27 protein-coding genes and 1 pseudogene are annotated in these 26,617 nt (G+C 64.2%); 18 read left to right on the plus strand and 10 right to left on the minus strand.

The genetic code is table 11. The features are described 5' to 3' along the window. Positions 1–60 precede the first annotated feature (60 nt). The 4 genes from TRIHO_RS15800 to TRIHO_RS15815 all read left to right on the plus strand — a co-directional run bounded on the left by TRIHO_RS15800 (position 61) and on the right by TRIHO_RS15815 (position 4,248). On the plus strand, positions 61–1,401 hold the full coding sequence (locus tag TRIHO_RS15800; protein WP_068245735.1) for a TRAP transporter large permease: 1,341 nt from the start codon (positions 61–63) through the stop codon (positions 1,399–1,401). A gap of 70 nt (positions 1,402–1,471) precedes the next feature. Next, complete coding sequence (locus TRIHO_RS15805; RefSeq protein WP_068245807.1) at positions 1,472–2,266, plus strand: IclR family transcriptional regulator; 795 nt, start codon at positions 1,472–1,474, stop codon at positions 2,264–2,266. Between the two features lie 80 nt (positions 2,267–2,346). After that, the gene (locus TRIHO_RS15810; protein WP_068245738.1) at positions 2,347–3,084 is read left to right on the plus strand and encodes a DUF1868 domain-containing protein; all 738 of its coding nucleotides are present in this window, start codon (positions 2,347–2,349) and stop codon (positions 3,082–3,084) included. Positions 3,085–3,285: 201 nt separating this feature from the next. Next, on the plus strand, positions 3,286–4,248 hold the full coding sequence (locus tag TRIHO_RS15815; protein ID WP_068245740.1) for a glucokinase: 963 nt from the start codon (positions 3,286–3,288) through the stop codon (positions 4,246–4,248). 80 nt (positions 4,249–4,328) lie between these two features. On the opposite strand, the gene TRIHO_RS15820 is transcribed toward TRIHO_RS15815, so the two are convergent. Together TRIHO_RS15820 and TRIHO_RS15825 are read right to left on the minus strand one after the other, a co-directional pair. Continuing rightward, positions 4,329–5,435, minus strand: coding sequence for a Gfo/Idh/MocA family protein (locus TRIHO_RS15820; RefSeq protein ID WP_068245742.1), 1,107 nt, complete (start codon positions 5,433–5,435; stop codon positions 4,329–4,331). A gap of 11 nt (positions 5,436–5,446) precedes the next feature. Then, a complete protein-coding gene (locus TRIHO_RS15825) occupies positions 5,447–6,169 on the minus strand; it encodes a GntR family transcriptional regulator (RefSeq protein WP_068245809.1) in 723 nt (240 codons plus the stop codon). Positions 6,170–6,280: 111 nt separating this feature from the next. Between TRIHO_RS15825 and TRIHO_RS15830 the strand changes: the two genes are divergently transcribed. The 9 genes from TRIHO_RS15830 (at position 6,281) to TRIHO_RS15870 (ending at position 13,515) form a co-directional block, all read left to right on the plus strand. Continuing rightward, positions 6,281–7,435, plus strand: a complete 1,155-nt coding sequence (locus TRIHO_RS15830; protein WP_068245745.1) for an LLM class flavin-dependent oxidoreductase — start codon at positions 6,281–6,283, stop codon at positions 7,433–7,435. Next, the gene (locus tag TRIHO_RS15835) at positions 7,435–8,325 is read left to right on the plus strand and encodes an aldo/keto reductase (RefSeq protein WP_068245747.1); all 891 of its coding nucleotides are present in this window, start codon (positions 7,435–7,437) and stop codon (positions 8,323–8,325) included. Before TRIHO_RS15830 ends, TRIHO_RS15835 begins: the two co-directional genes overlap by 1 nt. Positions 8,326–8,338: 13 nt before the next feature. Continuing rightward, complete coding sequence (locus tag TRIHO_RS15840) at positions 8,339–8,848, plus strand: flavin reductase family protein (protein WP_068245812.1); 510 nt, start codon at positions 8,339–8,341, stop codon at positions 8,846–8,848. 59 nt (positions 8,849–8,907) lie between these two features. Next, the gene (locus TRIHO_RS15845; RefSeq protein WP_068245750.1) at positions 8,908–9,498 is read left to right on the plus strand and encodes a TRAP transporter small permease; all 591 of its coding nucleotides are present in this window, start codon (positions 8,908–8,910) and stop codon (positions 9,496–9,498) included. After that, positions 9,498–10,787: a TRAP transporter large permease gene (locus tag TRIHO_RS15850; RefSeq protein ID WP_068245752.1), complete on the plus strand. Its 1,290-nt coding sequence runs from the start codon at positions 9,498–9,500 to the stop codon at positions 10,785–10,787. Before TRIHO_RS15845 ends, TRIHO_RS15850 begins: the two co-directional genes overlap by 1 nt. 36 nt (positions 10,788–10,823) lie before the next feature. Continuing rightward, positions 10,824–11,882, plus strand: coding sequence for a TRAP transporter substrate-binding protein (locus TRIHO_RS15855; RefSeq protein ID WP_068245754.1), 1,059 nt, complete (start codon positions 10,824–10,826; stop codon positions 11,880–11,882). A gap of 215 nt (positions 11,883–12,097) precedes the next feature. After that, complete coding sequence (locus TRIHO_RS15860) at positions 12,098–12,409, plus strand: Dabb family protein (RefSeq protein ID WP_068245757.1); 312 nt, start codon at positions 12,098–12,100, stop codon at positions 12,407–12,409. A gap of 81 nt (positions 12,410–12,490) precedes the next feature. After that, positions 12,491–13,300 carry an ORF6N domain-containing protein gene (locus TRIHO_RS15865; RefSeq protein WP_068245760.1) on the plus strand — a complete coding sequence of 270 codons (810 nt, stop codon included), beginning with the start codon at positions 12,491–12,493 and terminating at the stop codon, positions 13,298–13,300. Then, positions 13,297–13,515 carry a hypothetical protein gene (locus tag TRIHO_RS15870; protein WP_068245762.1) on the plus strand — a complete coding sequence of 73 codons (219 nt, stop codon included), beginning with the start codon at positions 13,297–13,299 and terminating at the stop codon, positions 13,513–13,515. Before TRIHO_RS15865 ends, TRIHO_RS15870 begins: the two co-directional genes overlap by 4 nt. On the opposite strand, the gene TRIHO_RS15875 is transcribed toward TRIHO_RS15870, so the two are convergent. The 3 genes from TRIHO_RS15875 to TRIHO_RS15885 all read right to left on the minus strand — a co-directional run bounded on the left by TRIHO_RS15875 (position 13,506) and on the right by TRIHO_RS15885 (position 16,354). Beyond that, positions 13,506–14,177 carry a FadR/GntR family transcriptional regulator gene (locus tag TRIHO_RS15875; protein WP_068245765.1) on the minus strand — a complete coding sequence of 224 codons (672 nt, stop codon included), beginning with the start codon at positions 14,175–14,177 and terminating at the stop codon, positions 13,506–13,508. The two genes, TRIHO_RS15870 and TRIHO_RS15875, sit on opposite strands and share 10 nt — an antisense overlap. Next, positions 14,174–15,010 carry a sulfite exporter TauE/SafE family protein gene (locus TRIHO_RS15880; RefSeq protein ID WP_068245768.1) on the minus strand — a complete coding sequence of 279 codons (837 nt, stop codon included), beginning with the start codon at positions 15,008–15,010 and terminating at the stop codon, positions 14,174–14,176. Before TRIHO_RS15880 ends, TRIHO_RS15875 begins: the two co-directional genes overlap by 4 nt. A 147-nt stretch (positions 15,011–15,157) precedes the next feature. After that, the gene (locus TRIHO_RS15885) at positions 15,158–16,354 is read right to left on the minus strand and encodes an ROK family transcriptional regulator (RefSeq protein WP_068245771.1); all 1,197 of its coding nucleotides are present in this window, start codon (positions 16,352–16,354) and stop codon (positions 15,158–15,160) included. A 189-nt stretch (positions 16,355–16,543) separates the two neighbouring features. On the opposite strand from TRIHO_RS15885, the gene TRIHO_RS15890 reads away from it, so the two are divergent. The 5 genes from TRIHO_RS15890 (at position 16,544) to TRIHO_RS15910 (ending at position 20,942) form a co-directional block, all read left to right on the plus strand. Then, positions 16,544–17,557: a sugar ABC transporter substrate-binding protein gene (locus TRIHO_RS15890; protein WP_106406199.1), complete on the plus strand. Its 1,014-nt coding sequence runs from the start codon at positions 16,544–16,546 to the stop codon at positions 17,555–17,557. 132 nt (positions 17,558–17,689) lie between these two features. Next, positions 17,690–18,751, plus strand: coding sequence for an ABC transporter permease (locus TRIHO_RS15895; RefSeq protein ID WP_068245777.1), 1,062 nt, complete (start codon positions 17,690–17,692; stop codon positions 18,749–18,751). Then, positions 18,748–19,527 (plus strand): ATP-binding cassette domain-containing protein, encoded by a 780-nt coding sequence (locus TRIHO_RS15900; RefSeq protein WP_068245780.1) that lies wholly within the window; start codon positions 18,748–18,750, stop codon positions 19,525–19,527. The genes TRIHO_RS15895 and TRIHO_RS15900 overlap by 4 nt, the downstream gene beginning before the upstream one ends. Further along, on the plus strand, positions 19,524–20,168 hold the full coding sequence (locus tag TRIHO_RS15905) for a nucleoside/nucleotide kinase family protein (RefSeq protein ID WP_068245783.1): 645 nt from the start codon (positions 19,524–19,526) through the stop codon (positions 20,166–20,168). The genes TRIHO_RS15900 and TRIHO_RS15905 overlap by 4 nt, the downstream gene beginning before the upstream one ends. Positions 20,169–20,276: 108 nt before the next feature. Next, on the plus strand, positions 20,277–20,942 hold the full coding sequence (locus TRIHO_RS15910) for a D-lyxose/D-mannose family sugar isomerase (protein ID WP_068245785.1): 666 nt from the start codon (positions 20,277–20,279) through the stop codon (positions 20,940–20,942). Positions 20,943–21,072: 130 nt separating this feature from the next. Here TRIHO_RS15910 and TRIHO_RS15915 read toward each other — a convergent pair whose 3' ends face one another. The 5 genes and pseudogenes from TRIHO_RS15915 to TRIHO_RS15935 all read right to left on the minus strand — a co-directional run bounded on the left by TRIHO_RS15915 (position 21,073) and on the right by TRIHO_RS15935 (position 26,348). After that, positions 21,073–21,741 carry a hypothetical protein gene (locus TRIHO_RS15915; RefSeq protein ID WP_068245788.1) on the minus strand — a complete coding sequence of 223 codons (669 nt, stop codon included), beginning with the start codon at positions 21,739–21,741 and terminating at the stop codon, positions 21,073–21,075. Positions 21,742–21,917: 176 nt separating this feature from the next. Then, positions 21,918–22,409: pseudogene (locus TRIHO_RS15920) on the minus strand (AAA family ATPase); the annotation flags it as partial. A 223-nt stretch (positions 22,410–22,632) separates the two neighbouring features. Beyond that, the gene (locus TRIHO_RS15925; RefSeq protein ID WP_068245791.1) at positions 22,633–23,517 is read right to left on the minus strand and encodes an NAD-dependent epimerase/dehydratase family protein; all 885 of its coding nucleotides are present in this window, start codon (positions 23,515–23,517) and stop codon (positions 22,633–22,635) included. Positions 23,518–23,689: 172 nt separating this feature from the next. Beyond that, positions 23,690–25,879 carry a xanthine dehydrogenase family protein molybdopterin-binding subunit gene (locus TRIHO_RS15930; RefSeq protein WP_068245794.1) on the minus strand — a complete coding sequence of 730 codons (2,190 nt, stop codon included), beginning with the start codon at positions 25,877–25,879 and terminating at the stop codon, positions 23,690–23,692. A gap of 4 nt (positions 25,880–25,883) precedes the next feature. Further along, on the minus strand, positions 25,884–26,348 hold the full coding sequence (locus TRIHO_RS15935; RefSeq protein WP_068245797.1) for a (2Fe-2S)-binding protein: 465 nt from the start codon (positions 26,346–26,348) through the stop codon (positions 25,884–25,886). Between the last annotated feature and the right edge of the window lie 269 nt (positions 26,349–26,617).

Below are 26,617 nucleotides of genomic sequence, written 5' to 3' on the forward strand. Positions count from 1 at the left end.
CGCGCGCGTGCGGGCGAAACACAAAATCTCAGCAAGAGATGGACGAACAGGGACAATATCATGGATCCGGCAACTATCGGACTGGTCGCTTTTGGCGTCATGCTCATTCTACTGGCCATGCGGGTGCCCATCGCCTTTGCGCTGATGGGCGTTGCAACGCTTGCGGCCTTCGCGATCTTTGCGTTTCGCACCGGAACCTTCATGCCAGAGCGCGCCCTGCGGGCGACCGCATCCATCGTGTTTTCAAATTCCTTCGACCTGATCCACAGTTTCGATCTGTCGATGATCCCGCTCTTTGTCGTGCTCGGCAATATCGCCTATCGCGCCGGGATCACCACGGCGGTCTACAATTCGGCCCGCGTCTGGCTGCAACAGTTGCGCGGTGGGGTCGCCATGGCCTCCATCGTGGGCTGTGGCGGGTTTTCGGCGATCACTGGGTCTTCAATCGCCTGTGCCTCGACCATGGGGCGCATCTGCACGCCCGAGATGTTGCGGATGGGCTATGACAAGCGGCTGGCCACGGCCAGCGTTGCCGCCGGGGGCACCATGGGGTCGCTGATCCCGCCCAGCGTGCTGTTCATCGTCTATGCGATCTTCACCGAAACCTCGGTGTCAAAGCTCTTTCTGGCGGGGATTCTGCCCGGCCTGCTGACGCTGATCGGTTTTGTCATCGTGGTGCTGATCTGGTCCGCGATTGATCCCAAGGTGGCTCCGGTCGCCGCCGAACGCGCCAGCCGCGCAGAGCGGCTGCGCGCCGCGCTGGAGGCCTGGCCCGCCGTTTTGATCTTTCTCATCGTGGTGGTTGGCATCTACGGTGGTTTTTTCACCGCAACCGCCGCCGCTGCCGTGGCGGTCGTTGCCACCACGGCCATCGGGTTTGCCCAACGCCGCCTGTCCCTGCGTGATCTCTGGCTGGCGGTACGCGAAACCTGCATCCAGTCCACCTCGATCTTTATTGTCGCGGCTGCGGCCAAGATCTTTGTGGCGGCCATCGCACTGACCGGGCTGGCCCCGGCGCTGGTGCAGACCGTGTCCGAGGCGCAGCTGTCCTTTCCGGTCCTGTTGCTGTGCATCTGCGCGGTCTATCTGGCGCTGGGCATGTTCCTCGATCCGATCGGGATCATGGTGCTGACCCTGCCACTGGCGGTGCCCATGGTCGAGGCCTACGGCATGAACCTCATCTGGTTTGGTGTCGTGGTGGTGAAGCTGCTGGAGATCGGCCTGATCACGCCACCGGTGGGCCTCAACGTGTTTGTCCTTTCCAACGTGGTGGGCAAGGCGGCGCCGATTGGCGCGATCTTTGCCGGCATCTGGCGGTTTCTGTGCGCGGATGTGATTGTTCTGGGGCTGATCCTGGCCTTCCCGGCGATTTCGCTGGTGCTGTCGGAAGCGGTGCAATGAAGGTTCTTTTCTTTGCGGCGGAAAATTCGGTATGATGGCGCCTCCGAATGCGGCAATGGGACGGAAGACAATGCGCGATCTGGAGCAGGACCGGCGATATGCCAACACGCTGGCCCGAGGTCTGCGCATCCTTCGGGCGTTTCGTCCCTCCGACAACGGGCTGGGCAACCTGGAGATTTCGGAACGTACCGGTATTCCGCGCTCGACCGTGTCGCGGTTGACCTTCACGCTATGTGCCCTCGGCTACCTCACCCATGGCCGTCACTTCGACAAATACCGGCTGGGCCCGGCGGCGCTTGCGCTGGGCAATATCGCGTCGGCGGCATTTGGCTTCGTCACGGTGGCCTCGCCTTTGATGCAACGGCTTGCGAATGAGGTGAACGCCCTGGTTGGCGTCTCGATCCAGGACGATGGCAACATGTTGATCGTCAAGACCTGGCGGCCCGAGGAATCCCATACCATCTGGCTCGATGTGGGCTATCGGATGCCGGTGCTGACGTCCTCCTCCGGCATTGCCTATCTCGGGGCGTTGTCGCGCGAAGAACGGGAAAAGCTGGAAACCCTGCTGCCGGAGGATGCGGCTGCGGACTGCGCCGAGGTCTGGGACCGCGAAAGGGTGCAACTGCGCCGCGACGGCTATGCCTTTGTGCAGGGGCAGGCGCGGTATTCGCAGTCGATCAACGCGGTGGCGACCCCGTTCCACCCGTCGGAAATCGGTGAACCGGTGTCGTTCTTCTGCGGGGCAAACGTCGATGATCTCAGCGACGCCCGCATCCACAGCCAGGTTGGTCCGGCGCTGGTGCGGGCCGTCACCAGCCTCAAGGCGTTGACCGGGCAGGCGGTCTCGGCGGTTGCGTCCGGGTAACGATGCGGCCCGTTGTCAAACCGTTGACATGAAGCGCGCGTAGACCCGGACGGTACGAAGACCAGAGGACACCACCCGCCATGGCTATTTTCCGCCCCGACCCAATGCGCTTTTTGACCGGCACAAGTTCCGACACCGCCCGGCCAGGGGCGATCACGGAACCGGGCCAGGGCGGCAAATTCACCCCCGTGGGGGAGGTGCTGCCCTTTCCCGGCAATACGATCCTGTGTCACATCGACCCCACCAGTGACGCACATGCGGCGCTTTGCGAGATGCAGGACGACCTGCGGCAGAGCGATTTCGGTGCCTTGTTCACCTATTTGCCAGCGGCCAGTCTGCATATGACGGTCTTTCAGGGCATCTCGCCGGACGAACGCAACTGGCCCGAGGGGCTGCCGCAGGATGCGTCTCGGGATGAGGTCACGGCGGCGTTTGTGGACCGCCTGTCGGGGCAGGACCTGCCAGAGCGACGCTCTGTCGCCGCCCGCGGGCTTTATGCCGGGCATTCCGTCACCCTCGACGGTGTCGATGCCATCGAAGAGGCGCGGCTGCGCACGACCCGCATGTCCCTGCGCGACCTGACAGGGTTGCGTCACGATCACTTCGACACCTACACTTTTCACAGTACCCTTGGTTACCTGCTGCGCTGGCTGGACGCGTCGGAGGCGACCGATCTGATCGCCTTTTCCGATGAGACCTTTGCCCGCTACGCGGACCGGCTTGCGCGGATTGAGCTTGGCCCGCTGGAATTGTGCAATTTTGAAACGATGCATTATTTCGAACCGGTGGCGCTTCTGTCACGCCGCGCTGCGTTCTAACGTATTGTTTGCGCTAACGCTTGTGCTGCGCACCGTCCCGCGCAAGACTTGATCCGATGACTTGCGAACAGTCGCAAAGCGGGGCGCAATGGCGTTGCAGGGCTTGACCTGCGCACCGCAAGGCTGTTTGACCTTTGGCAAATGACAACCTGAGTATCGGCAACGCGCCCCCATCAGAGCGCGGGGTCTGGAGGGGCTAAGATGTGGAATCTCATCGCCGACGTCGGCGGCACCAATATGCGGTTGGCCGCTGTGAACGCCGAGGGCGAAATCCTCGAGCAAGCCCGCTATGACACCAAGGGTGCGCTCAATCTCGAACAGGCCTGTGCCGATTTTGCAGATCATCGCGGCGGCGCGCCCGGACGGGCGGTGATTGCCGCCGCTGGTGTGGTGCGGGGTGGGTCGGTGCAGTTGACCAATGCGCATCAGAGCTTTTCGGAACGTGGCATCGCCTCCGCGCTCAAAATCGAACGGGCCAAGGTGCTGAACGATTTCGAGGCCGCCGCCTGGTCGCTGGCCTCTGTCGGCGCGGGCGATGTGACCGTGCTGCAAGGCGCGGCGGTCTTTCCCAAAGAACCCTGCCTGATCATCGGCCCCGGCACCGGTCTTGGCGTCGGCGCGCTGGTCTGGGCCAATGGCGAACCCTGCGTGGTGCCGGGCGAGGGCGGCCATGTTGCCCTGGGTCCCCGCACCCCGGACGAGGTCGCGATTTTCGAGGCCCTGCGCGAGGAATGGCCCGAGGTCGGCATGGGGCCGGGCCTCGTGGTCGAAGCGGAGGCGATCCTGTCGGGCACCGGCCTGCCGTATTTCTATCGCGCCGTGGCCCGCAGTATGGATCTGACGGCGCCGCTGACCACTGGTGCAGAAATTTTTACCTCTGCCAAGGCGCGGCTCGACACCGCAGCGATGCGCGCGGTTGCGCTCTTTGCGCAGTACCTCGGGGGGGTCGCGGGTGACCTCGGCCTCGTCTTCGCGGCCAAGGGCGGTGTGTTTGTGACCGGCGGTGTGGCCGCCGCCAATCCCTGGATCTTTGACAAGGCCTTTGTCGATGCGTTCAACGCCGGCGGGCGCCATACCTCCTGGCGCGAAGAGCTGCCGCTGCATCTCTACAACCAGCCGAACTTTGGCCTGATCGGGGCGCGCAACTACCTGTTGGCGCGCTGACCGACCCGCTGCACCGGCAGCTCTGCAACAGACACGGCCGCCCCGGCAGGAGCGGCCGTTTGCATGTTCATCCCGCCAGGTCAGAGCAGTTCGGCAATCTCCACCGCCCGGTGCTCCGTCATGGAAATCTGCGCGGCCATGCCCATCAGCACCGCCATCTTGCCATCCTCCAGGCTGACCTCGGCGGTGTCGCGCGCGCCGCGCACAAGCTCAAGGAACCCTTTGTGCTGATAAAAGGTTGACCCGTTGTGATCGCCGGCCTCCAGGATCGTCGGATCAACCGGAATGTCGCGCACCTCCGGCCCCTTGGGGTCACGGGGCGACACGATGACCTGCGGCACCGGGGGCGCGCCCAGATGGGCGGGCCAGAACCGGCCGGGTCCGGGCACCAGGGCCTCGATCTTGCCCTTTGGCCCCACGGCAGAGATTTCCTCCTGATAACGGGCGCCCTCGGCAAACATGCACAATTCCAGCATTGCCCGGGTGCCATTGGCGAAATCGACGATCACATACCCGTTGTCGAGGATGTCAGGCGTCTCGCCCGCGTAGCGTTCGCCCAGATGATTCACGTCCTGCCCGCCAGAGGCAAGCACCCGCAGCGGTTCCGATTTCAGGGTCAGCCGCATCAGGTCAAAGAAGTGGCAGCATTTTTCAACAAACGTACCGCCGGTGTAGCGGTTGAAGCGGTTCCAGTCGCCCACCTTTTCGAGAAAGGGAAACCGATGTTCGCGGATGGTCAGCATGCGAATGCCACCCGTTGCCGCATCGGCATCGCGCAACAGGGTCGCGACGGGCGGCATATAGCGGTATTCCATCGCCACCCAGACCGGCGCGGGATAGCTGGCGCGAAACGCGTCCAGCCTTGAAACATGGGCAGGGTCGGTGAACAGGGGTTTTTCCACCAGCACCGGCAAGGGCCGGGTTGCAGCCAGGGTCTCCAGCTGTTCGATGTGACGATAGTTGGGGCTGGCGATCAGCAGACAATCGAGCCCCTCGACCGCCAGCAGGTCCGCAATGCTGTCGACCAGCTGCGCGCCGGGCGCAAAGGTCAGGCTCTCGGCGGCCATGGCGGCGTCCGGCTCGAAAATCGCGCCGACGCGGGTGCCCTCCAGCAGCGCGATATTGCGCAGGTGTTCCTGCCCCATCATGCCGCAGCCGATGACGCCATAGGTGATGATTTTTGACACGGGTCTCTCCCTTAAATCAGGCGCTGTACATAGAGCGCTTTGTCTGTGTCGAACCAGGTTCTGGAAAACTCCACCGGGGCGGCCTCCTGCGCCCAGCTGAAGCGTTCGATGTAGCCGGTGAGCGTGTCCGGCCGCAGACCAAACGTGTCAGGCGCCCAGTGCGGCACATGTCCGATGGAAACGCGATCCTCGGCCCGCGCGATCAGCAGGCCGAGTTGCATCTGGTAGGTGCGGTAGAGCGAATCCGACATCTGTTCAGGCCGGATGGTGCCCGCAGCGCCGTCCAGCCAGATCTCCTCCACCGCGACAGGCTGACGGTTCAGGAACCGCAGTCTGCGAAACCGTGTGCCATGCGTCGCCGCCCCGAAAGAAGGCAGGTCAGCGGGCTTTTCCATCGCGGCAATGTCGAGGATATCAGCCGTTGGCAGGCCGCCCCCGGTGGTCAGCTCGAGGCGAAACATACTATAGACGCTCTGGGCATGGTGGTTGGCACGGATGTAGTTTCCGGACCCTTGGATGCGCTCCAGCATCCCCTTTTTCTCTAGCTCCAGCAATGACTTGCGCAGGGTGCGCACAGTGGTTCCATGGCTGCGCGCCAGATCGCGTTCCGGCGGCAGACGTTGCCCGTCCACCAGCCGCCCGGCTGCGATTTCGCGGATCAGGAATTCGCTGATCTGCATGTAGATCGGCAACGCCGTCGGGGTGTCGCGATCGAGGTCATGTATCGGGGTCATGGTCACACTCTGGGCACGGAAGGGGCGAGGCAGAAAAAATTGATGCACCATTGATGTACTTTAATTCTGCTGCTACGCAAGAGGAAATTCGATTGCTCTCAGGAGACAGAAATGACCGTCGTTCCCATCACGTCCCCCGATCTGGACGCTGCCGAAGTGTCCTGGTTTTCGGCGCTGTGTTCTGATGATTATCAGTTTCTCGGGGTGCCCGACGGGGATCTGCGGTCGTCCTGGGCGCATTGCTCGGAGATCGTGAAAACCGCCGAGTCACAGGGTTTTCGCAACATCTTGTGCCCGTCCTCCTATCAGGTCGGGCAGGATACGCTGTCCTTCGTGGCGGGCTGCGCGCCGATCACCTCCCGCATCAACATGCTCGCGGCGGTGCGCTGTGGCGAGATGCAGCCGATCATGCTGGCCCGCACGCTGGCGACGCTGGATCACATGTTGGAGGGGCGGCTGACGGTCAATATCATCTCCTCCGATTTTCCCGGGGAGAAGGCCGAAAGCGGCTATCGCTATCAGCGCTCCCGCGAGGTGGTGGAGATCCTGAAACAGGCCTGGACCCGCGATGAAATCAACTATGAAGGCGAGGTGTACAGCTTCAAGGGGCTGACCACCGATCCGGTGCGTCCCTATCAAACCGGTGGGCCGCTTTTGTATTTCGGCGGCTATTCCCCCGCCGCGCTGGAGCTTTGCGGTCAGCATTGCGACGTCTATCTGATGTGGCCGGAAAAGATCGAAGAGCTGCAAGGCCGCATGCAGGCTGTGCACAGCGTGGCGGAAAAATACAATCGCACCCTCGATTACGGTCTGCGCGTGCACACCATCGTCCGCGACACCGAAGCCGAGGCGCGCGAATACGCCGACTATATCGTCTCCAAACTGGATGACGAGCAGGGCCGGGCCATCCGCGAACGGGCGCTGGATGCCAGCTCGCTTGGGGTCAGCCACCAGTCAAAGAACCGCGAGATCGCCGATGATGACGGCTTTATCGAGCCGAACCTGTGGACCGGCGTGGGCCGGGCGCGCTCGGGCTGCGGCGCGGCGCTGGTTGGCTCCACCGATCAGGTGATGAGCAAGCTGGAAGCCTATCAGAAAATGGGCATCCGCGCCTTCATCCTGTCGGGCTATCCGCATATCGAAGAGGCAAGGCACTTTGGGGCCCGCATTCTGCCAAACATGAAAACCTGCTCGCTGCCTCAGGCCTATGGCCGGGTTCCGGCGAGCGCGCCAGAAACACCGCTCGGTGTAGGAGTTCGCCGCTGATGGACCGTATCAAACTCAACGATACCCTGGAATTTTCCCGCCTGATCTACGGCATGTGGCGGATTGGCGACGACGCCGATACTTCCGTCAAACATGTCGAGGCAAAGATCAACGCCTGTCTCGAACAGGGCATCACCACCTTCGATCAGGCCGACATCTATGGCAGCTACGCCGCCGAGGGCATTCTGGGCGCCGCGCTCAAGGCGAACCCGAGCCTGCGCGACCAGATGGAGATCGTGACGAAATGCGATATCGTCGCGCCCATCGGGATGCACAGCGACAAGCCGGGCAAATATTACGACACCTCCCGCGCCTATATCGAGGGCGCGGTGGACCGGTCGCTGACGGAAATGGCGATCGAGCAGATCGACCTTCTGCTGATCCACCGGCCGGACCCCTTGATGGACCACCATGAAACCGGCGCGGCGCTGGACGGGTTGATCGCCTCTGGCAAGGTCAGGGCCGTGGGCGTGTCGAACTTCCGTCCCTGGGACTGGACGTTGCTGCAATCGGCGATGGACACCAGACTTGTCACCAACCAGATCGAGATGTCGCTGTCAGAGCTTGCGCCCTTTACCAATGGCGATCTGGCGTTTCACCAGCAGAATGCGCAGGCGGTGATGGCCTGGTCGCCCCTGGGCGGCGGCAGCCTGATGACCGGGCAGGGGGCGCTCGCCAGCTGTCTGGATGAGATCGCCAGTGCACAGGGCGTGGACCGCGCCGCGGTCGCCGTGGCGTTCCTGTTGCGTCACCCGGCGACCATTCTGCCGGTTCTGGGCACCAACACCCTGTCGCGCATCCAGGCGATTTCGGACGCGCTGAAGGTCGAATTGGACCGCCCCACATGGTTCCGGCTCTATCAGGCCGGTCTGGGCCAGGAGGTGCCATGACATGGGCCTGCAGATGAGCAAACAGACCCAACGGGCCTTTGTGCCGGACGAGAGCAACACCCGGCTCTTGCGCGATGCCTTTGGCCGGTTCGCCACCGGGGTCACCATCGTGACCGCGCAGACGCCCGAGGGCGTGGTGGCGATCACGGCCAGCAGTTTTTCGTCCGTTTCGCTGACCCCGGCGATGGTGCTGTGGTCGCCGGATCGCAACTCGCGTCGCTTTCCCTATTTCGAGCGGGCCGAACATTACGCGATCCATGTCCTGGCAGCGGATCAGGAGGATCTCTGCTTCAAGGTGGCAAAGGACGCCGGCGGCCTGCGCGGGCTGGATCTGGGGCAGAATGCCGAAGGGGTGCCGGTGCTGGAGGGCTGCCTGGCGCGATTCGAATGCACCCGCCGCGCGGTTTACGACGGAGGAGACCACGCCATTGTGCTGGGCGTCGTGAACCGGGCTGAAATGCGGGAAGAAGGCGAAGCGCTCGCCTTTTTCAAAGGACAATTAGGCCGTATCTGCGCGCATTGATCGGCGCGTCGCAGCCCACCGGCCGCAGGTTCGGTGGGCGATGTTCTGGGAGGAACAACATGAACGCATTGATGGCGGTGGTGACACCGCTGTACTGGCTCAACGCCGGCCTGTTGCGCTTTGGGCGCTGGCTGGGCTGCGCCGCCGTCGCGGTGATGGTGTCAGTGATCCTGGTCCAGGTGTTTTGCCGCTATGTGCTCAACAACGCCTTGCCCTGGCCGGACGAGGCGGCGCGGTTCTGCATGCTCTGGATGACCGGGCTGATGGCGCCCACCGCCTTTCGGCAGGGCGGATTTGTGGCCATCGACACGCTGTCGTCGATGCTGCCGGCCCGGATCGGTGATCTTTTGTCGCTCTGCCTGTTGGCGCTCAGCTTGCTGGTGCTGATCTGCGCCGTCCGGATCGGCTATGGCGAGGTCACCGGGATTGGCGGCCGCTTTACCACGGCCTCGCTCTACCTGCCGACATCGCTGAGTTTTGACAGCTGGTTTCGCCTGCCGCGCAGCTGGATGATGCTGTCGCTGCTGGTTGGGCTGGCGCTGCTGATCCTGGTCAATATCGAACTGATCCTGCGCCGTGTGGTCGCTGTGCTGGGCGGCGGCGACCGTCTGCCCACCCTTGAATTTGCCGTGACAAAAGGGGCCGAGTGATGCTGATCTGGTTCTTGCCACTGTTTCTCGTCTTCCTGATGATCGGCCTGCCGGTGTTTTTTGGCCTTTTGGCGGCCCCGGGTCTTCTGTTGTGGCTGAACGGGCAGGAGCGTGACATCACGCTGCTGTATCGCAACCTTTACAACGGGATGGACAGTTTCCCGCTGATGGCGATCCCGTTCTTCATGCTTGCGGGCGAGCTGATGAACAAGGGCGGCATCACCCTGCGGCTGGTCGAATTCTCGCAGGCGCTGATGGGCCATCTGCGTGGCGGGCTTGCCCATGTCAACGTGCTGTCGTCGATGCTGTTTGCAGGGCTGTCCGGCTCGGCGGTGGCGGATACCTCGGCCTTGGGCTCCATGCTGATCCCGGCGATGGAAAAACAGGGCTACACGCGCAAATTCGCCGCCGCGATCACCGCTGCAAGCTCGGTGATCGGCCCAATCATCCCGCCATCGGGGATCATGATCATCTACGCCTATGTGATGGGGGAAAGCGTCGCGGCGCTGTTCCTGGCGGGGCTGGTCCCCGGCATTCTGGTGGGCGTCGGTCTGATGCTGATGGTCAAGGTGATGGCGGATCGCTACGATTTTCCGGTTGCCTCGCGCCGCTACAGCTGGGGCGAACGCGGTCAGGCCAGCCTCAAGGCGTTCTTTCCGCTGATGACCCCGGTGATCATCCTCGGCGGTATTCTTGTGGGGGTCTTCACCCCGACCGAGGCCGCCGCCGTTGCTGTCGCCTATGCGCTGATCATCGGCTTTTTCGTCCTGCGCACGCTGCACCTGCGCGAGCTGCCCGATATCCTGACCCGTGCGGGCATCACCTCTTCGGTGGTGCTGTTGCTGGTGGGGGCGGCGATGTCGTTCAAAACCGTGGTCTCGCTCAGCCATGCGCCAGAGCAGCTGGCCGAATTCATCCTGACGCTGACGGAAAACCCGCTGCTGTTGCTGTTCCTGATCAACCTGTTGCTGTTCGCGGTGGGCATGTTCCTGGACGCAGGCCCGGCGATCATCATCCTTGGCCCGATCCTCGGTCCCGTCTTTGTCGGGCTGGGCGTCGACAGCATCCATTTTGCCATCATCATGTGCGTGAACCTCACCGTGGGGCTGGCAACACCGCCGATGGGGCTGGTGCTGTTTGTGGCCTCTGCCGTCTCGGGCGAACGGGTGACGACGATCTCCCGCGCCATCCTGCCGTTTCTGGCCGTCGAAGTGGCGGTGATCTTTCTGATCACCTTCGTTCCGGCCATTTCCATGACGATCCCGCGCCTGACCGGGTTCGCCAATTGAGTTGACCAAGAAGAAGAGCACTAGGGAGGAAACCACATGCTCAAGACAGTCCTGAAAACCGCCGCGGTTGCGGCCCTTCTGGCCTCCAGCGCGCTGTCGGCCGCGGCGGCCGATTACACCATCCGCGCCACCGCCAATTCCAATGAAAACGACGAGGACTACGATGGTCTCGTGGTGTTCAAGAACTACGTCGAGGCCGCCTCCAACGGCGCGATCGAGGTCGAACTGTTCATCGGCACCCAGCTGTGTTCCAACGGTGCGGAATGCCTGCAGGGCGTCGCGGATGGCTCCATCGACGTCTATATCTCCACCTCCGGCGGCGCGGCGGGGCTGTTCCCTTACGTGCAGGTGCTGGATCTGCCCTATCTGATGGCCGATGACCGCGTGGCGGAACATGTGCTGTCGGGCGATTTCACCCGCACCATCCGCGACATGGCGCTGGCGGATTCCGGCGATACGATCCGCCTGATGACCATCGGCAACACCGGCGGCTGGCGCAACTTTGCCAATACCAAGCGCCGGGTGGCAGAGCCGGCCGACATGGAAGGCCTGAAAATCCGCACCGTGGTCGCCGCCCTGCCGCAGGAGCTGGTCAAGGCCCTGGGCGCATCACCCACCCCGATCCCATGGCCGGAACTGTTCACCTCGTTCCAGACCGGCGTGGTCGAAGGGTCCAAGAACGGCATCACCGACATCATGGGCATGAAATTCCCGGACGCCGGCCTGCAATACATCACCCTCGACGGGCACGCCTATATGGGTGCGCTGTGGTGGATGTCGAATGAGACCTTCCTGGATATGCCCGAAGACATGCGCCAGGTTGTCGTTGACGGGTTCTATGCGCTGCAACAGGCCACCTTTGCCTCGCCCAAGCGCAAATCAATCGCGGCCTACGAGGAATTCGTCGCCGGGGGCGGTGACCTGTATGTGCCGACACCGGAACAGAAAACCGCCTTCAAAGAGGCCGCTGCCCCGGTTTATGACTGGTTCAAATCCAATGTGACCAAAGGGGACGAAGCCTTTGCCGCGCTGACCGAAGCCGTCGCTGCCGCCGAGGCAGATATCTCTGCCGCCCGGGCCAAGGATCTCAACTGATCTGCGGGTTGCCCTGGCTGCGGGCGGGGTGTTGCGCCGGATGACGGTGACACCATCGGAGGGGAGGCGGGCAGAGGCCGCGCCTCCCCTCACCGCGTTTTGGCGCTGGCCTGTCTGCAGAAATCCTCCAGCCGGGACGGCGGTGACGGATTTGCGGTTTATCAGGGCCGCAGCCGCACATAGGGTCGGGGCAGACCCTCGCGACAGGAGCGCCCATGATACTGCACTGCGTCTTTTGCAACCTGCGCGCTGACGCCCCGCCCGCAGCCGTAACGACGGTTCTGGAGCAGCTGCGCCGCTTCAGCCTGTCGCTGTATGGGGTTGTGGCCTTTGACGCCGGTCCGAACCGGGATTTCGAGATGAAATCCCAGCAGGTCGACACGGGGTTCGTGATCCGATTCGAGACGGCGGCGGCGCTGGAGGCCTATGCGGTACATCCAACCCACCGCAGCCTCGGCCGCGAGCTGGCCGCCCTCTGCACCGGTGGTGGCGATGGCATCGTGGTCTATGATCTGGAGGTCGACTGAAGGCGGCTTGATCTTCCGCGACAGAAGATCAACCCTGCGCCCAGACCCCGTTCCCTGCCAGCAGGAGCCTCGCGCCGCGACATGACCGACACCGCGCCCCCCCAGCCGCCATCGCCGACGCCGCAGATCTTTACCTACCGTGGTCAACCCGTGATCCGCGACGCGGACCTTGCGGCCCTGTTTGACTACACCACCGGCAATCTCAACAAACTGGTGAACAACAACGCCGACCGCTTTGGCGAAGAATTCGTCTTTCGCCTGACGCAAGAGGAATTCGCCGACTTGAAACGCCAGCTTGGAAGATCAAGCCAGCATGGCGGGCTGCGGCATCCGCCGTTGATGTATACCGAACATGGCGCCGTGATGGCCGCGACGCTGATGCGCTCGCCCCGCGCCGCCGAAGCGTCGCGTTTCGTGGTCAAGACCTTCGTCGCCGCCCGTCGCAGCCTGCTTGCCAGGGCCAAGGGGCAGAATTTTCCACCAAGCCTGCCGATCAATGAGCTGGTCCCCCTGGCCGGCGCGGACCGCAGCGGGCTGGTGGCCAAACTCGACACCGCGCTGGGCCGGGTGCTGGATGCGATCGCCGATCCGCAACAGGAAACCACCGTGCGGGACGAGGCCCGCGCCATCGCGCTTGAAGGGCTGTCCGCGATCAAGGCGCATCTCAGGAAGCAGGATATCGCCAATGAAAAGACCCTGGCGGAGGTGCAAAAACTCCTCAAGGAGGCAGAGGCAATCGACGCCGAAATCGCAACCCGTCAGATCGAGAACAACCATCGCCAGCTGGCCTATCTGGCCAAGCAGTTGCGGATCGTGATCGAAGTGCAGCGCTATCTGGAACAGGGCAACATGGAAAACCTGCTGGCGGTGCTCAAGGATCTGGGTGGGTGATCGAGGGGGCTCCGGTGACCCGGCGGAGCGCCTTCGGCGCACAGGATCAGGCGCTGGCGCGCCGGCCGGCGCCTGGTCTGGAACGTCTTGAAATTATTGCGGAAGCGGCGGGTCGCGGCCTTTGGGGGCAGGGCGCTCGGCGCGATGCGACCAGCGGGCGCGCCGCAGATCCGAGCGCCATGGCGGGGGTGACGGCAGGGACCGATCAGCCCTGACGCAGCATCAGGCTGGCGGCGACCTGTTCCAGATGGCGGCGCATGGCCTGCCGGGCGGCCGCCGGGGCACTGGCGCAGATGGCATTGGCGATGGTCCCGTGCTGTATGGAATTCTCGGCGATTTCATCCGGGCCAAGGGCGCTTTGACGGGCATGGGTCCAGTCGGTCGCCTGGCGCAGGCTGCGAATTTCCTCGAACAGGGTCAGAAAGACCGGGTTGCAGGCCATTTCGGCGATTTTGTAGTGGAAAATGTCGTCGGCCCGCTCATAGCCCGCCAGATCGGGCGCGCGCAGGGTGTCTTCCATCAGGCGCAGCAACAGCGCCTTGTCCTCTGCGCCGCCGCGCTCGGCGGCATGGGCGGCGACGGCGGGTTCCAGTTCCAGCCGCACCTCCATCAGATGGCGGGGCGACACCCGGCGGGCCAGTACGCCAAGCCGCCCCATCGCCTGGGCGGGTGGCGGTTTCAGAAAGGTGCCCTGCCCATGTCGGCGAAAGATCAAACCCTCGCGGGCGAGATCATCGAGAATGCCGCGCAGCCGGCTGCGCGACACCGACAACCGCTGGGCCAGAACGCGTTCGGGCAGGAGCCTGTCGGCCTCGGCCAGATCGCCGCTCAGGATTGCGGCGCGCAGGTCCTCTGCGGAGCGTTCGGGTGCGGTCATAGCCACCCCGCTTGCTGGGCCAGATCGGCGAACATGCGCAGCGACGTGATCATCAGGAACACGCCGAAACAGAGCTTTAGCGCCCGGCGCGGGATGGCATGGGCCAGTTTGACCCCGACCCGCGCGAAAGTGGTCGACAGAGGAATGATCACAGCCGCCAGCAGCAGATTGACATAGCCCAGCGACAGGGGCGGCAAGCCCTCGGCGCCAAATCCGGTCGCCATGTAGATCAGCGCACCGGGCAGGCCGATGATGAAGCCGATCGCGGCCGATGTGCCGACGGCTTTGCGGATGTCATAGCCAAGAAAGCTCAGCACCGGCACGCAGACCGTTCCACCGCCGATGCCCATCATCGCCGAGACCGCGCCGGCAAAGGTCCCGAGCCCCGCCCAGACCGGTTTGGAAAAGGATTTCGGCTCTGGCATGTCCTTTGGTTTGCGCAGGATCATGTCCAGCGCCACGGCCATGGCCACGGTGGCAAAGACCACCAGCAGCACATTGCCCGAAACCAGCCCGCCGAGGATGCCACCGATCACCACGCCGATCAGGATCGACGGCGCCCAGAGTTTCAGCAAGGCGGCGTCGATGGCGCCCTTCTTGTAGTGGCCATAGCCGGACGACAGCGAGGTAAACACGATGGTGGCCAGCGAGGTGCCCACCGCCACCTGCATGGTCAGGGCCGGGTCCATACCGGTCAGCGACAGCGCGAAATAAAGCGCAGGCACGATGACGATGCCGCCGCCGACGCCCAGCAGACCGGCCAATATGCCGCCCAGCACGCCCGCCGCAGCCGCGACCCCGAGAAGGGGAAGCAATGTTTCAAGTTCCAGCATGTTTGATCGTCCCGGTGCTTTGGCCCGCATGCGGGCCGGAGAGATTGATCTCTGCCAACTAGACCAATTTTGAATTGGTTTCCAGCCTTCTGTCAAGGCCAGGGTCGCGCAACGGGTGCGGGGGGGGGCGGCAGATTGACCGGAGGATCAGGAAATCGGGGAAAATCCGGAATGGCTGTCCAGAAGATATTGCGCGATCAGCGGCTTGGCCGCGGCGCCCAAGGCCGAGGCATTGGCCCCGATCCGCCCCTCCTGCACATCCGGCAGCACCAGACCGCGCGAATCCAGCTGCGGCAGTTCGGCCCGCACCCGTGCCACCAGCCGCGCCCGCAGAGGGCTGGGCATTGCGCCATCAATCACCACCGCCTGAAAATCGATGACGGCACAGGTGGCCAGTGCGGCACGGGCCAGGGCGACGGCGGTCTCTTCCAGCCAGGGGGCGACCTGAGCCTCGATGCGGCTCCAGTCCTGCGGGTGTTGCCACAGCACGCTGGGGTCGATATCGGCCGCCAGCAGTCGCCGTTCCAGCACCCGGATCGAGGCGGTGTCCAGCAGCCGTGCCTCCTGTCCGTCCACCCCGCGCGAGGGCAGCGGACCCAGGGCGCCGGCATTGCCCCGGCTGCCTTCGTAGACGGAATTGTTCAGTACCACGCCGCCGCCAAGGAAAGACGCGATGAAGAAATAGACGCAATCGCGCCAGGCCCGGCTGCCGCCAAACATATGCTCCGCCCGGCAGGCGGCCGTGGCGTCGTTGATGACAAAGGTCCGCAGGTCGCTGAAGCGGGCGATCTCTTCTGCCGGGTCCAGCTCGCGCCAGGCCTCAAGGCTGGCCTTGGGGGCGCCGACCTGTTCGTGCCAGCGCCACAGGTCAAATGGCGTCGCCAGGCCGATGCCACAGATCCGGTCGCGCTGGTCTGCGGTCAGATCAGCTTCGATTTCGGCCAGGCTGCGCTGGATGAACCCAAAGATTTCCTGCGGTTGCGGATAGGCATAGCGCAGGCGACGCTGGGCCCGGATGGTGCCGCAAAAGTCGGTCAGCAACAGGTCGGCGCTGCGCCGCCCCATTTTGACGCCAAAGGAAAACAACCCCTCTGGATTGATGCCCATCGGCACCGACGGCTTGCCGACGCGCCCCTTCTGGCTTTCGCCGCGGACAATCAGCCCGTCCTGTTCCAGCTTGCGCAGAATGACCGAAACGGTCTGCGACGACAGCCCGGTGCGGCGGGCCATTTCGCTGCCCGGCATTGCGCCCTCCTGGTGCAGGACAGACAGCATGAGCCGTTCGTTATAGGCGCGCACTTCGCTCTGGTTGGCGCCGCTGGCATGGGTTTGGATCTGTGACATGCGCGCTCTATGTGGGTGTCGGGGCTCTGAGGCAAGAGCCTGCCGGTTTCACATTAATAAATCAAGTTGAGTTATTTATTGACAGGTTTCCGGGAATCGCGGCTAACTACGGGCAGGCGGCGCATCGCTTCGGACCAACAAAGCCGGGCGCCGCAGTTCAAAATCAGTGTTCTTTGGGAGGAGATCGTGATGAAATTTTTGTTGAAAACCCTTGCCGGTATTGCCCTGACAGCAGGCGTGGCCCAGGCCGACGAGACCGTGACCGCTTGCCTGATCACCAAGACCGACACCAATCCTTTTTTTGTAAAGATGAAAGAAGGCGCCACCGCCAAGGCCGAGGAACTGGGCATGGAGCTCAAGACCTTTGCCGGCAAGATTGACGGCGACCATGAAACACAGGTTGCGGCGATCGAGACCTGTATCGCGGACGGGGCAAAGGGCATCCTGCTGACCGCCTCCGACACGTCCTCCATCGTGCCTGCGGTGCAGCAGGCGCGGGATGCAGGGCTGGTGGTGATCGCGCTCGACACGCCCCTCAGCCCCATTGATGCGGCGGATGCCACCTTTGCCACCGACAACTTTCTGGCCGGCGAGCTGATCGGCCAATGGGCTGCGGCGGCGCTGGGGGAGGAGGCGGCAAATGCCAAGATCGCCATGCTTGACCTCGGCGTCAGCCAGCCGACCGTTGGAGTGCTGCGCGATCAGGGCTTCCTCAAGGGCTTTGGCATCGAACTCGGCGATCCCAACAAATGGGGGGACGAGGACGACCCGCGTATCGTCGGCAATGATGTCACCGCCGGCAACGAAGAAGGCGGCCGCAAGGCGATGGAAAACCTGCTGGCCAAGGACCCGATGATCAACGTGGTCTATACCATCAACGAACCTGCCGCGGCCGGTGCTTATGAGGCGCTGAAATCCTTCGGGCGCGAAAACGATGTGCTGATCGTGTCAGTCGATGGCGGCTGCCCCGGTGTCCAGAACGTCAAGGACGGCGTCATTGGCGCGACCTCGCAGCAATACCCGCTGCTGATGGCGTCACTGGGTGTCGAGGCGATCAAGAAATGGGCCGATGAAGGCGTGAAGCCGGAAGCAACACCGGGCAAGGATTTCTTTGACACCGGCGTGGCATTGGTGACCGACAAACCGGTCGAGGGTGTGGACAGCATCGACACCACCGAGGGCACCAACCTCTGCTGGGGCTAAGGCCGGGCACCGCACCGTCTGATCCAGTGTTGTAGCGGGGGGCGGACCATTGGGCCGCCCCTTCGCACTCCCACGCCAACCTTTGAAAAAACAGACCATCCCCGCGCAAGGCGGGCGATTTGGAGAAGCGTCATGTCTACCCCACAGAGCTACGAGGCCGCGGCGGCATCCAGCCCGGACCAGGTGGCCGAGTTCGATCAGGGCCACCAGAGTTTTATCCAGCGGCTCCAGCACGCGCTGCACGTCACCCCCTCGCTGGTGCCGCTGATCGTTTTGATCCTGTCCGTCGTGATTTTTGGCCTGTTGCTGGGGTCGAAATTCTTCTCGCCCTTCGCGCTGACGCTGATCCTGCAACAGGTTGGCATCGTCGGTATCGTGGCCTGCGCCCAATCGCTGGTGATCCTGACCGCCGGCATCGACCTGTCGGTCGGCGCCATCATGGTGCTGTCTTCGGTGGTGATGGGGCAGTTTACCTTTCGCTACGGCCTGCCGCCTGCCATCGGCGTGACCTGCGGGCTGATCTGCGGCACCGCCTGCGGCTTTGTGAATGGCTGGTTGGTGGCGCGGATGAAACTGCCGCCCTTTATCGTGACGCTGGGCATGTGGCAGATCGTGCTCGCGGGCAACTTCCTCTATTCCGCCAATGAAACCATCCGCAGCCAGGACATCGCCGCCGAAGCGCCGCTGCTGCAGTTCTTTGGCGAGAAATTCAAAATCGGCGGGGCCGTCTTTACCTATGGGGTGATCTTCATGGTCCTGCTGGTGGTGTTCCTGGCCTATGTGCTGCGTCACACCGCCTGGGGGCGACATGTCTATGCGGTGGGCGATGACAAGGACGCGGCAGAGTTGTCAGGTGTCAACACCGACAAGGTGTTGATTTCAGTCTATATGCTGTCAGGCCTGATCTGCGCTTTTGCCGGATGGGCCCTGATCGGGCGGATCGGTTCCGTCTCGCCCACCTCCGGCCAGCTGGCCAATATTGAATCGATCACAGCGGTGGTGATCGGGGGCATCTCGCTCTTTGGCGGGCGCGGCTCTGTGCTTGGCACCTTCTTTGGGGCGCTGATCGTGGGGGTCTTTACCCTTGGACTGCGCCTGCTCGGGGCGGATGCGCAATGGACCTATCTCCTCATCGGTGCGCTGATCATCGCCGCCGTCGCCGTGGACCAGTGGATCAGAAAGGTATCGGTATGACCCAACCCATCCTGAAAGCGCGCAATCTGGTCAAGCGGTATGGCCGCGTGACGGCGCTGGACCATTGCGATTTCGAACTGATGCCGGGTGAAATCCTGGCGGTGATCGGCGACAACGGGGCGGGCAAATCTACCCTGATCAAGGCGCTCTCCGGCGCGGTGATCCCGGACGAGGGCACGGTGGAGCTGGACGGCAAACCGATCCGCTTCCAATCGCCGATAGACGCGCGGGAGGCCGGGATCGAGACCGTGTACCAGACCCTCGCCATGTCGCCGGCGCTGTCGATTGCCGACAATATGTTCATGGGGCGCGAGCTGCGCAAACCGGGCTGGCGCGGCCAGATCCTGCGCCAGCTCGACCGCGCCCGGATGGAGGCGATGGCGCGTGAAAAGCTCAATGAACTGGGGCTGATGACGATCCAGAACATCAACCAGGCGGTGGAAACCCTGTCCGGCGGTCAACGTCAGGGCGTTGCCGTGGCCCGTGCGGCGGCCTTTGGCTCCAAGGTGATCATCCTGGACGAGCCGACCGCCGCGCTTGGCGTCAAGGAAAGCCGCCGGGTGCTGGAGCTGATCCAGGACGTGCGGTCGCGTGGCATTCCGATCATCCTGATCAGCCACAACATGCCGCATGTTTTTGAGGTCGCGGACCGCATCCATGTGCATCGTCTGGGCAAACGTCTGTGCGTGATCGACCCGAAACAGCACGAGATGTCGGATGCCGTCGCCTATATGACCGGGGCAAAGGACCCCGATCCGGCGCTGAACGCCGCATGACAGGGGGGACGATTGCGCCCCTCTGCGCGGCGGTTCTTGACCGGCTCGACCTCGCCGCGCCGGGGCGGCGTCTGGTGGCCCTTTCGGGGGCGCCGGGCAGCGGTAAATCGACCCTGTCGGTGCCGCTGGCGGCCGCGCTGACCGCGCAAGGGCTGCCCGCCACCGTGGTGCCGATGGACGGGTTCCACCTGGACAACGCCCTGTTGGCCGAGCGCGGGCTGCTGGCACGCAAGGGCGCACCGGAGAGCTTTGACCTGGGTGGGTTCGCGCGGCTTTGCCGGGCGCTGCGAACCGAGGAACAGGTGATCTATCCGCAGTTCGACCGGGCGCGGGATCTGGCGATTGCGGGCGCCGGCGCGGTCGACCCGGCGTGCCGGGTCGTGATCATCGAGGGCAACTATCTGTTGTTCGACGAAACGGGCTGGCGGGATCTGGCGGCCCTGTGGGACCTGTCGATCCGTCTCGACATTCCCATGGCAGAGCTGGAGACCCGGCTGGTCGCGCGGTGGTGCGCCCATGGTCTGGATCGCAGCGCCGCCGAGGCGCGGGCGCGGGGCAATGATCTGGCCAATGCGGCGCGCATTGATGCGGCCAGACTGCCGGCCGATCTGATCTGGTCCGGCCAGGCCGCAGCAGCCTGAGCGCGGCCCTCGACAGAGGGCGGCGCGGGCGCGAGATTTGAAACCACAATCGGCCAGCCGGTCCGCGACCGCGCTTGCGCCGCATTTCGACACGAAGGAGATCTGATTTTGAAACGTTCGGCCGTGAATGAGATCCTGGACCAGAGCTGGTCCTTCATGAAGGGGCACGGGGTGCATCTGCCGCCCTTTGCCCATTGGACACCGGACCAGATGCGCGCGCCCGAGGCCGCCGAGGTGCGTGCGCGGGGCCTCGGGTGGGACATCACCGACTACGGTCAGGGGCGCTTTGACGAAATGGGTTTGTTCCTGTTCACCGCCCGCAATGGCAGCCACGAGGATCTGACCAGCGGTCGCGGCATGCTCTACGCCGAGAAAATCATGATCTCGCGCCGCGACCAGCTGTCGCCGATGCATCGCCACAACATCAAGGCCGAGGACATCATCAACCGTGGCGGTGGCACGCTGGTGATCGAGCTGTTTGCCCCGGATCCCGCCGGTGGCATTGATCGAGAGGCGGAGGTGACGGTGCCGACCGACGGGCTTGCCCGCACCCTGCCGGCGGGGGGAAAGCTGCGGCTGGAACCCGGTGAAAGCGTAACCCTGATGCCGGGGATCTGGCACGCCTTCTGGGCCGAGGGGGGCGATTGCCTGATCGGTGAGGTCTCGACGGTGAACGACGACCGGACGGACAATGTTTTTGAGATGAAGATCGGCCGGTTCAGCCAGATCGAGGAAGACGTCGCGCCTGCGCATCTGTTGGTGTCGGACTACTGAGCGGATCGCGCTCGGATGATCCATGCAGGAGGGGCGCTGCCGCTCCTGCAGCCTGCGCAATTTGCCCAGAACATTTACCCAGACAACTGACCCAGACAACTGACCCGGAAAATTGACCCGGACGAATAGTCTACCCTGAGACGGACACCGGCTGCGCGCGGGTCAGGGCGATGGCGCGGGCGGTGACCAGCGGCGGCGAGGTCAGGATCGGCAGATCAAAGCCCTGCAGCTGCGGCGCGGCACCCTGCATCGACGCCTGGGCCAGCAGCAGGCAGGCCGGTCGCCCGTTGGCGGCGATCTCCGCATCGATGGCGCGGGCAATTTCCGTCGCATAGCCCGCCATGTCGCCGGCCTCGAACTGGGGCCAGGCGTCGGCGCAAAACACCGGGCGCGGCGCAATGGGCGTGGCCTGTGCCTGCGCGACCTCCGTCAGCAGCGCCAGGGTCGGCGCGCGGGTGGATTGGAGGCAAAAGGCCACCAGAATGTCCGGGGCAAAGGTCAGCGCGGTCTCCATCAGGGGACGGTCGATGCGCAGAACATGGGGCAGGTCACCAGCGCATTGATCCACCAGCGGGCCGAGGGTGGAACAGGTGCAGACAACGGCGCGATGCCCGGCAGCAAGGTCCCGCAACAGCGCGGTGGTCTCAGGTGCAACCGTTGCCAGCCCGTGGCGGCGCGCGCGCGCCAGGAGGTCGGGGCGGACCAGCTGTTGCACCGGGCCGCGATAGCCCGCCTCAGCCACAAGACGGTCGAAGGTCGCGCGGTGCAGCTCTGCGGTATGCAGGAAGGCAAGGCTCATGTGGTGCCGGCGTCTTCCAGCAGATGCGGATCGGTCGCAGGCCGGGACTGTGTTGCGGGATGTGTCGCGGACTGATTGGCGGACGGCCCCGCGGACGGACCAGCGGACTGACCAGCGGACTGGGCGACGGGGGAGGGGGCGGGCCGGACTGCGGGCGCCGAGGGGCCGGCGGTCTCGAGAAAGGCCCGGACGTCCCTCAGGGTGCGCAGGACATAGACCTGTTTCGATGGGGCGGCCGCTGCCAGCAGATCGGCCATGGCCCGGCGCGAGCGATGCCGACTGCGCCAGATGTAGCGGTAAAACCCGAGACTGAATTGCTCCGGGCAGCCATCGGGCATATCGGGACGGCTGCGCCCCCAATAGACCAGCGAGCGCCGGATCACCCGCCAGAACCGCAACCCAAGCGGCACATCAAGCCAGATCACCGTATCCGCGCGGCGCAGACGTTCGGGCCAGCTGGCGGAATGGCCGCCTTCGAAAATCCAGGTCGGTCGGGCGTGGACCTCTGCACAAAGCCGGGTTTTCTCCTGGCGTGCACGTTCGCGCCATCCGGGCATCCAGTGAATATGATCTATATGCACCACCGGCAATCCGGTGCGGGCGCCAAGTTTACGGGCCAGGGTCGATTTGCCCGAGCCCGGCTGGCCGAGGATCATGACACGCTGCATTGCGGGCTCCACCCGAAAGAGCTGAAGGGAAAGGACGTCGAGAAAAAAGCTAGCACCCCAGGCCGAGCGGGAGCAAGTGAATTTGCCGGACCCGATAGGTCAGCCTTTCTGACCCAATGTTTCGCGCGCGAAACAATAGGTCAGTAGATCTGATATAATATATTGATTTTATTAATTATTACCTCCAATTGGCAAAGCCGCCGTACGCTGGGTTGGCAACGGCTCATCCCGGGACCAGCGGTGGGAAGCTGTCTGTCAGCAAGGGTCTGGACGGGCGCCAGCCGGTGGCCGTTTGCAGGCGGGCAGCGCTGAGTTGCTGGTCCAGCATCGGCCCCAACGCCCAGTGCCCCGCGCGGGACAGAACATCTTGGCGCGGGGGGCAGAACAGGCGCCCGTCGTGCCCCCGCGCCCGGGCCAGGGTGGCGGCGATCTGGCCCACCGGCACGCCGGTTTCGGCCACGGCGTTGAAGTCGCCACATAATTCGGGCTGCTCGACAAGCAGACGATAGGCGACGGCAAGGTCATCGCGGTGCACCAGCGGCCAGCGGGTCTCCGGGTTGCCCCAGATTTCGATCGGGCGGTCGGCGTCGATGTCGGCCAGCATGCGGTCAAAGACGCCCCCCGTCGTGTGATAGACCATGCCGGGATGGATCACGGCCACCGACAGGGCCGCGGCGTCGCGCAACAGGGCCGCGTGGTCCAGCATCCAGGCAAAGGCGGGCAGGGGGGCAAAGGGGGTGGTCTCGTCGGCAATCCGGTCACCGGTGTCGCCATAGAGCCAGCAGCCCCCGGTATAGATCAGCCGCAGGGGCCGGGCCCGTCGCGCGGCGGCAGTGCGGATCGTGTCCACAACGATGCGGTCGGCCCGTGCCATATCGGCATCAAATGTGGCTGCGGCCTGGATGACGGCGTCCTGTGCCTCCAGGGCCTGCGCCCAGTCATCGGGTCGGCGCATGTCGCCGCGTTGGACACTGGCGCCAAGGTCGGACACAAAGCGGGCGGCCGTGTCAGAGCGGCACAGGCCGGTGACGTCGTGACCTGCAGCAAGCAGATCGCGCAGGATGGCGCAGCCGATGGAGCCGGTGGCGCCAAGAAGAAAAATTCGCATGGGTGGGGTCTCCGGTTGGCAAAAGGTCTGTCCCCCGTTGTCGCGGCTCAACCGGGGTTGAGGTCAAGACTTTGTTTCGGGGGGCCTCACCCGGCCTGCCGGATGCGGTTTGCGGCCAAAAACAAGGGGCACCCGGAGGCGCCCCTTGTTGGATCGTGCAGGTCCGGCGGGATCAGGCGAAATAGACGCCGGCCTCGGCCATGGGAAGCTCTGCCACCAGATCCGCGCCGTCCGACAGCGCCGCGAGCGCATTGGCCAGCGCCGGGGCCGAGGGCGGGGTGCCGGGCTCGCCGATGCCGGTGGGGGCGATGGTGGAGGCGACGATATGGGTCTCGATCTCCTTGATGTCAGAGATCCGCAGCGGTTCGTAGTCGGGGAAGTTCGACTGTTCCACGGCCCCACCGTCCAGGGTGATCTGGTCGCGCATGGCGTGACCGATGCCATAGCCGATGCCGCCTTCGACCTGGGCCTTGATCACATCCGGGTTGATGGCGATGCCGCAATCAACCGCGGCGGTGACTTTTTCGATGACGATGCCATCCTCCGGGGTGCCGGAAATCTCCACCACCTCGGCGACATAAGAGCCGAAGGATTTATGCACCGCGATGCCCTGGGTGTGGCCTGCGGGCGCACGGCCCCAGTTGGCCTTTTCGGCGGCAAGCTTCAGAACACCGGCCTTGCGGGCCTGATCCTCAGTGCCGTCGGCCAGATGGGCTAGGCGGAACGCGACCGGATCCTGCCCGGCGGCGCGGGCCACCAGATCCATCATGGTTTCCATCACATAGGCGGTATGGGTGTGACCCACCGACCGCCACCAGAGCACCGAGGTCGCCTTTTGCGTATCGGTCAGCCCCAGCGACATGCCGGGAATGCTGTAGGGGCTGTCGGCGATGCCCTCGACGGTGGAATGGTCGATGCCGTCATGCACCATCATCGGCTCGAACGGGGTGCCTTTGGCGATGGACTGTCCCGCGACCTGATGGTCCCAGCCGACGATCTTGCCGCTTTGGTCAAGACCCACGCGGACCTTGTGGCCGGTGGCGGGGCGGTAGTAGCCGCCGCGAATGTCGTCCTCGCGGGTCCAGACCAGTTTCACCGGCCGGGCGCGGTCGGTCATCACAAAGGCCAGCGCCGCCTCGACCTGGTAATCCGCATCCGGGGTCGCGCGCCGCCCGAAGGAGCCCCCCGCCAGCATGGTGTTGATCCGGATCTTTTCTGCCGGAAGGCCAAAGATCTGCTGATAGGCCATATGCGGCCCCGTCGGCATCTGTGCCCCGTCGTGCAGCACGATGTCCCCCTCGGCCGTCTGTTCGATGGTGCAGTTCAGCGGTTCCATCGGCGCATGGGCCAGGAGCGGGAAGTAGAAGGTCTTCTCCAGCACCGTGTCGGCCCCATCCACCGTGGCCTTCACCGCGGCGCGGTCGGCTTTGTTGACGTTATAGGTCGGCTCGGTGTTGAGGGCGGTCATGATCTCGTCCCGGATCTCCTGGCTGGAGCGGGATTCGGCGGCTGACATGTCCCAGTCGACCTCCAGCGCCTCGCGGGCCTGGATCGCGGCCCAGGTGTTTTCCGCATAGACCGCAACGCCATGCCGGGTCGGCAGGGTCTGCGCCATGAGAAAGCCCTTGATCTCCTGCGCGGCGCTGTCGTCAAAGCTGGTGACCAGGCCGCCACGCTGGGGCGTGCGTTTGATCATCACCACCATCTGGTTGGGCAGCTGCACATCCATGGCGAACATCGCGGTGCCATTGACCTTGTCGGGGCTGTCCAGCCGGCGGGTGGCCGGATTGCCGATGATCTTCCACTGTGCGGGGTCGCGCAGGGGCGGGTTTTCCGGCACCGTGCGGCGGGCGGCTGCGGCGACGAACGCGCCCAGCGGGGCGCTCTGGCCGGCCCCGGTGACCTGGCCGTCAACAATGTCGAGGGTGCCGGCATCAACCGCCCAGGCCTCGGCCGCGGCCTCGACCAGCATCTGGCGGGCGGTGGCCCCTGCGGTGCGGTACTGCTGCCAGGAGTTGGCGATGGCGGTGGAGCCGCCGGTGCCCTGGAAGGGGCCAAAGAACAGGTTGTTGTAAAGCTGCGGATCGGAGGGCGCGAATTCAAAACCGATCTGCGCCATCGTGACCCCGACTTCTTCGGCGATGATGGTGCTGAGACCGGTGCTGGGGCCCTGGCCCATTTCAAAGTGTTTGATGATGGCAAAGACCTTGCCGGTCTCGTCGATCTTGACAAATGGGGTCAGCATGGCCTCGGCAGAGGGGCTGGCGGCGAGGGCGCCACGGGCGTTGACCCCGATGAACAGGACGGTGCCTGCGGCGGCGGCGGAGGTCAGGAACCCGCGGCGGGATGTGGTCAGGGACATGGCTTCAGGCCTCCATGATTTCGGATGCGCGCAAGACGGCGGCGCGGATGCGTTGATAGGTGGCGCAGCGGCAGGCGTTGCCCCACATGTAGCTGTCGACCTCGTCGGCTGTGGGCTTTGGCGTGTCGCGCAGCAGGCCGACGGCGGACATGATCTGGCCCGACTGGCAATAGCCGCATTGCACCACGTCCAGCTCCATCCAGGCCTGTTGGACAGCGGCGCCGATCTTGTCGTCCTGCATGGCCTCGATCGTGGTGATCTCGGCCCCTTCGATGTCGTCGATATAGGTCTGGCAGGAGCGCACGGGTTCGCGGTCCAGATGCACGGTGCAGGCCCCGCAGGAGGCGACGCCGCAGCCGAACTTGGTGCCCGTCATCTTGAGGTCATCGCGGATCACCCAGAGGAGGGGCGTTCCCGGTTCGGCATCGACCGTCTTGGTCTCACCATTGATTTTCAGTGTATAGCGCATCGCTGACGTCTCCTGTTGAGTGGCGACCCCTCCGCTTTGGGGGCCCGTGCCTTGCAGGTCGGTGGGACGGTTGGTGGCGGGTCAGACGCGCGCGGCCGTCCTGTGACCTTTCAATAGGTAGGGAGGCTGGCGCCGGGATCAAAACCAATTGGTGCCAAACTTCATGCAGATGCCGCCAGCTGGTCGAGAGGGGGGCGCTTTTTACGGAACGGGGCTGGGGTTTCGCCTCAGGCTGCGCCTGACGCGACCGGCGCGGCGCGGGCTCGAAG

This window comes from Tritonibacter horizontis, from assembly GCF_001518015.1.
GTDB lineage: Bacteria > Pseudomonadota > Alphaproteobacteria > Rhodobacterales > Rhodobacteraceae > Epibacterium > Epibacterium horizontis.

Coding starts and splice junctions, on each gene's coding strand:
- TRIHO_RS15800 (WP_068245735.1), top strand. CDS start 61: ATGGATCCGGCAACTATCGGACTGGTCGCTTTTGGCGTCATGCTCATT.
- TRIHO_RS15805 (WP_068245807.1), top strand. CDS start 1,472: ATGCGCGATCTGGAGCAGGACCGGCGATATGCCAACACGCTGGCCCGA.
- TRIHO_RS15810 (WP_068245738.1), top strand. CDS start 2,347: ATGGCTATTTTCCGCCCCGACCCAATGCGCTTTTTGACCGGCACAAGT.
- TRIHO_RS15815 (WP_068245740.1), top strand. CDS start 3,286: ATGTGGAATCTCATCGCCGACGTCGGCGGCACCAATATGCGGTTGGCC.
- TRIHO_RS15825 (WP_068245809.1), bottom strand. CDS start 6,169: ATGACCCCGATACATGACCTCGATCGCGACACCCCGACGGCGTTGCCG.
- TRIHO_RS15830 (WP_068245745.1), top strand. CDS start 6,281: ATGACCGTCGTTCCCATCACGTCCCCCGATCTGGACGCTGCCGAAGTG.
- TRIHO_RS15835 (WP_068245747.1), top strand. CDS start 7,435: ATGGACCGTATCAAACTCAACGATACCCTGGAATTTTCCCGCCTGATC.
- TRIHO_RS15840 (WP_068245812.1), top strand. CDS start 8,339: ATGAGCAAACAGACCCAACGGGCCTTTGTGCCGGACGAGAGCAACACC.
- TRIHO_RS15845 (WP_068245750.1), top strand. CDS start 8,908: ATGAACGCATTGATGGCGGTGGTGACACCGCTGTACTGGCTCAACGCC.
- TRIHO_RS15850 (WP_068245752.1), top strand. CDS start 9,498: ATGCTGATCTGGTTCTTGCCACTGTTTCTCGTCTTCCTGATGATCGGC.
- TRIHO_RS15855 (WP_068245754.1), top strand. CDS start 10,824: ATGCTCAAGACAGTCCTGAAAACCGCCGCGGTTGCGGCCCTTCTGGCC.
- TRIHO_RS15860 (WP_068245757.1), top strand. CDS start 12,098: ATGATACTGCACTGCGTCTTTTGCAACCTGCGCGCTGACGCCCCGCCC.
- TRIHO_RS15865 (WP_068245760.1), top strand. CDS start 12,491: ATGACCGACACCGCGCCCCCCCAGCCGCCATCGCCGACGCCGCAGATC.
- TRIHO_RS15875 (WP_068245765.1), bottom strand. CDS start 14,177: ATGACCGCACCCGAACGCTCCGCAGAGGACCTGCGCGCCGCAATCCTG.
- TRIHO_RS15880 (WP_068245768.1), bottom strand. CDS start 15,010: ATGCTGGAACTTGAAACATTGCTTCCCCTTCTCGGGGTCGCGGCTGCG.
- TRIHO_RS15885 (WP_068245771.1), bottom strand. CDS start 16,354: ATGTCACAGATCCAAACCCATGCCAGCGGCGCCAACCAGAGCGAAGTG.
- TRIHO_RS15890 (WP_106406199.1), top strand. CDS start 16,544: ATGAAATTTTTGTTGAAAACCCTTGCCGGTATTGCCCTGACAGCAGGC.
- TRIHO_RS15895 (WP_068245777.1), top strand. CDS start 17,690: ATGTCTACCCCACAGAGCTACGAGGCCGCGGCGGCATCCAGCCCGGAC.
- TRIHO_RS15900 (WP_068245780.1), top strand. CDS start 18,748: ATGACCCAACCCATCCTGAAAGCGCGCAATCTGGTCAAGCGGTATGGC.
- TRIHO_RS15905 (WP_068245783.1), top strand. CDS start 19,524: ATGACAGGGGGGACGATTGCGCCCCTCTGCGCGGCGGTTCTTGACCGG.
- TRIHO_RS15915 (WP_068245788.1), bottom strand. CDS start 21,741: ATGAGCCTTGCCTTCCTGCATACCGCAGAGCTGCACCGCGCGACCTTC.
- TRIHO_RS15925 (WP_068245791.1), bottom strand. CDS start 23,517: ATGCGAATTTTTCTTCTTGGCGCCACCGGCTCCATCGGCTGCGCCATC.
- TRIHO_RS15930 (WP_068245794.1), bottom strand. CDS start 25,879: ATGTCCCTGACCACATCCCGCCGCGGGTTCCTGACCTCCGCCGCCGCC.
- TRIHO_RS15935 (WP_068245797.1), bottom strand. CDS start 26,348: ATGCGCTATACACTGAAAATCAATGGTGAGACCAAGACGGTCGATGCC.